The organism is Nguyenibacter vanlangensis, assembly GCF_013376155.1.
Taxonomy (GTDB): Bacteria; Pseudomonadota; Alphaproteobacteria; order Acetobacterales; family Acetobacteraceae; genus Gluconacetobacter; species Gluconacetobacter vanlangensis.
In genome coordinates this window covers 1-3845 of the sequence record NZ_JABXXP010000265.1, presented here as the reverse complement: position 1 = coordinate 3845, position 3845 = coordinate 1, and the positions used below count along the sequence as shown (strand labels likewise).

Here is a 3845-nt window from a genome sequence, read left to right as displayed (position 1 = left end):
CGGCGCTGGTGCTGGTGGGCGAGGTGGTGCGCCACCGGGTGGTGACGCCGCCGCCCCTGCCGGAGGTGTGACGCGGCCGGCCGGCGGGACGCCCGGACAGGTTCAGGAGATGTCGGCCATCAGCGAGACATGGGCGCAGGTGATCTTCCACCCCGCGTCGGTGCGGACCCAGGTCTGGCTCTGGCGGCCGATGCGGGTGCCGCCCTCGCGCTGGAATTCCAGGTTCACGGTGCCCAGATCCGGCCCGAAACTGGTGACGACGCGGCGCAGCACGCGGCGCTGCGGCGAGCCGCCGACCCTGCCCTGGCGGAAGGCGGCGATCTCGGCGAAACCGTACAGGACCTCACCCACGCCGTAGCGGATGGTTTCCGGCGCGTCGCGGAACAGGGCGTCGAGGGTTTCGACGTCGTTGGCCATCAGGGCGGTTTCGTACCGGTCCGCCATTTCGGTGAGTTCGGCGACGGTGGCGGGGTCGTCGATGGTCAGCATGTCGGCTCTCCTGCGCGGGTTTGCGCGGGGAGCGTATCGCGGCATCCGGCACGCCGCAAAGCCGCGCCGGGGACGCCGGCGCGTTCCGGCCAAGCCGTTTATTTCGCTCCCGTTTATTTCGCTGCCTTTATTTCGTCGTATAGCCGCCGTTGACCAGGATGGTCTGGCCGGTCATCCACCAGCCTTCGGACACCAGGAAGCGGACGAAGGGGGCGATGTCCGCGATGTCGGTCAGGCCGGTCCTGGTGAAGGCCGACAGGGCGGCGGCCTGCTTGTGGTAGGCGACGGCGTCCGGCGCTTCCTGGCCGTAAAAAAAGGGCGTGTCCATCGGGCCGGGGCCGATGGCAGTGACCGAGATGCCGCGTGCGCCATATTCCTTGGACGCGGCGCGGGTGAAATGCTCGACCGGGGCCTTGGCGCCCGCATAGGTGGAATAGAACGGGGTGTAGGCCCCCAGCAGCGAGGTCACCAAAGTGACCAGCTTGCCGTTGTCGTTGAGATGGATGCCGGCTTCCTTGATGAAGAAATAGGCCGCCTTGGCGTTGATGGCGAACATCGAATCGAATTCGGCCTCGGTCGTTTCGGCGATGGGCTTCTTCAAGACCTTGCCGACCGTGTTGATCGCGATGTCGGGGCGGCCGATCGCCGCCACCGTGTCGGCGAAGAGCCTGGCGCAGGCCCCGGCGCTGGTCAGGTCGGCCTGCAGCGCCACCGCCTGGACCCCTGCCGCCCTGAGGTCGGCCAGGGTGCGGTCGGCGTCGGGCCGGGTGGCGGCGCTGTTGTAATGGATGGCGATCGCCTTTGCGCCGTGGGCGGCGAGGTCGCGCGCGATCAGGCTGCCGAGATTCTTGGCGCCGCCGGCGATGAGGACGGTCTTTCCCCCGATTCCGTGGTCCGCAATGCCGTGGTCCGCAATGCTGTGATCGATCATGGCTGGGTTCCCTGCTGCCATCCGCGTTCCTGCCCGGGACGATAGGCGTTGCGCGTTTCGGCATAAACGTCGCGACATCGACAACAGATGTCGTAAAAATCGAACAATAACGGGAATTGACCGGGAGGTGCCTTGGACCGGATCGAACTGTTTCGCGTCTTCGCCCGGGTGGTGGAGACGGCGAGTTTCACCCGCGCGGCGGACGGGCTGAACATGCCGCGTTCGTCGGTGTCCACCGCCATCCAGGAACTGGAGGCGCGGCTGGGCGCGCGGCTGCTGGCGCGCACGACGCGTTCGGTCGCGCCCACGCCGGACGGGGCGGCGTTCTACGAGCATTGCGTGCGGCTGATCGCCGACATGGAGGAGGCCGAGGCGCTGTTCCGGCGGGACGCGGTCGGGCCGCGCGGGGTCCTGCGGGTGGACATGCCCGGACGGATCGGACGGCTGATCGTCGCCCCTGCCCTGCCAGATTTCCTGGACCGCTATCCGGGGATCGAGATCGTGCTGGGGGTGAGCGACCGCGCAGCCAATCTGGTGGAAGAGGGGATCGATTGCGCGCTGCGGGTGGGACCGCTGCACGAGTCCGGGCTGATCGCGCGGCGGATCGGTGAACTGGCGCTGATCAACGTCGCCAGCCCGGCCTATCTGGCGCGGCATGGCGTGCCGCGCGAGCCGGCCGACCTGACGGCGCATCAGGTGGTGCGCTATGCCTCGCCCGCCACAGGGCGGGTCGAGGACTGGGAATGGGTGGCCGAGGGGCAGATCCGGAGCGCGGCGCCGGCCGGGCGGGTGACGGTCAACAGCGCCGAGGGGCTGATCGCCTGCTGCCTGGCCGGGCTGGGGCTGATCCAGGTGCCGGCCTATGACGTGCGGGGCCATCTGGACGCGGGAGAACTGGTGGAAGTGATGGCGGACCGGCGGGCCGCGCCGCTGCCGATGGCGCTGCTGTACCCGCATCGGCGGCACCTGTCGCGCCGCCTGCAGGTCTTTGCCGATTGGCTGGCGGGCATTCTGGCCGCGACGGCGATGTCCGGCCGGCCAAGGCCGTGAGGGCGCGCTTCATTTTTCCCCGATGTTGCGGGACGGGCGAATCGGCCTAGTGTTTCAGGACCGTGTGATCGAGGCCCCTGTGATGTCGTCCGCCCGTGCATTGCTTGTCGGAGATCCGGCGCCCTGGTTCGTGCAGCGCTGCACCACGCCGTTCGGGACCTATAGTTTCGACATGGCGGCGGGGCGGTCGATCCTGCTGTATTTCTTTCGCTCGTCGACCCAGGCGGGGGTGGGCGCGGCGCTGGCGCATCTGCGCGCGGCGGGGGCGGTGCTGGATGGGGTGCGCAGCCATTTCTTCGGCGTTTCGACCGATCCGGAGGACGAGGCGCGGTTGGGCGAAATGCCGCCGGGCATGCGGTTCTTTCGCGACGCGGACCGTGCGGTGACCACCTTGTACGGCCTGGCGGAGCAGGAGGCGCCGTATTGGATGGTCGTCGATCCGATGCTGCGGATTGCCGCGGTGCAGCCGGACAGGCCGGGGGTGGCGGAACGGATGGTCGGTCTGCTGTGCCGCATGAGGCCGATCGCCCCGGCCGCGCCGATGCCCGTGCCGGCGCTGATGCTGGCGGACGTGTTCGAGCCCGCGTTCTGCCGGCAATTGATGGCGTATTACCACGCGCAGGAGAGCATGCCGTCGGGCATGCTGACCGAGCAGGTGCCGGGGCGGTCGGTGGCGGTGGCCGATCCGGGGTTCAAGCGGCGGCGCGATTGCCGGCTGCGGGACCGGGGGCTGGTGGGGCAGGTGCAGGCGCGGATCATCCGCCGCGTGGTGCCGGAGATCCACAAGGCGTTCCAGTTCCAGGCCACGCAGATGGATCGGCTGATCCTGGCCTGCTACGATTCCGGCGAGCAGGGCTGTTTCGGCCCGCATCGCGACAATACGGTGGCGGCGGCGGCGCATCGGCGCTTTGCCGTGTCGATCAACCTGAATGACGGATTCGAGGGCGGCGCGGTGTCCTTTCCGGAATTCGGGGGGCCGGGATTCTGCCCGCCGGCGGGCGGGGCGCTGGTATTTTCCTGCGGGCTGCTGCATGCGGTGACGCCCGTCACCCGGGGGCGGCGCCATGCCTGCCTGCCTTTCGTGTTCGATGACGCGGCGGCGGCGATCAAGCAGGCCAACCGGGCGGCCATGGGGCGGACCGAAACGGCGTGAGCGCCTGTTGCCAGCGGCGGCGGAAACGCCGATCCTGCGCGCCATGTGGAGCGAACCCTATCTGGAGACCTGCTGCCGGTCGGCGCTGCACCGGCTGATCCTGTGCGGCGCGGCGGGGCGGCCCGAGGGGCTGAAGGACCAGCCCTGCCTGGAGCGGATGGCGGGCATGGGGCTGGTGGTGCGCGACGCGGCCGGGCGGTACCGGGCCACGGCGGCGGGGGT

General features: G+C 69.5%; 5 protein-coding genes. 3 read left to right on the top strand and 2 right to left on the bottom strand.

Annotated features, from left to right (window positions below):
* Positions 1 to 102: 102 nt before the first annotated feature.
* Both hpxZ and HUK84_RS12070 read right to left on the bottom strand, forming a co-directional pair.
* Positions 103 to 489, bottom strand: a complete 387-nt coding sequence (gene hpxZ, locus HUK84_RS12075) for an oxalurate catabolism protein HpxZ (RefSeq protein WP_176640510.1) — start codon at positions 487 to 489, stop codon at positions 103 to 105.
* A gap of 127 nt (positions 490 to 616) precedes the next feature.
* Complete coding sequence (locus HUK84_RS12070) at positions 617 to 1390, bottom strand: SDR family oxidoreductase (protein ID WP_176640512.1); 774 nt, start codon at positions 1388 to 1390, stop codon at positions 617 to 619.
* Positions 1391 to 1552: 162 nt separating this feature from the next.
* On the opposite strand from HUK84_RS12070, the gene HUK84_RS12065 reads away from it, so the two are divergent.
* From HUK84_RS12065 to HUK84_RS12055, 3 genes are all read left to right on the top strand, one after another.
* On the top strand, positions 1553 to 2470 hold the full coding sequence (locus tag HUK84_RS12065; protein WP_176640509.1) for a LysR family transcriptional regulator: 918 nt from the start codon (positions 1553 to 1555) through the stop codon (positions 2468 to 2470).
* A gap of 82 nt (positions 2471 to 2552) precedes the next feature.
* Complete coding sequence (locus HUK84_RS12060) at positions 2553 to 3623, top strand: 2OG-Fe(II) oxygenase (RefSeq protein WP_176640511.1); 1071 nt, start codon at positions 2553 to 2555, stop codon at positions 3621 to 3623.
* A gap of 7 nt (positions 3624 to 3630) precedes the next feature.
* Positions 3631 to 3845 (top strand): hypothetical protein (locus tag HUK84_RS12055; RefSeq protein WP_176640508.1); only part of this gene is annotated, 215 nt, incomplete at its 3' end.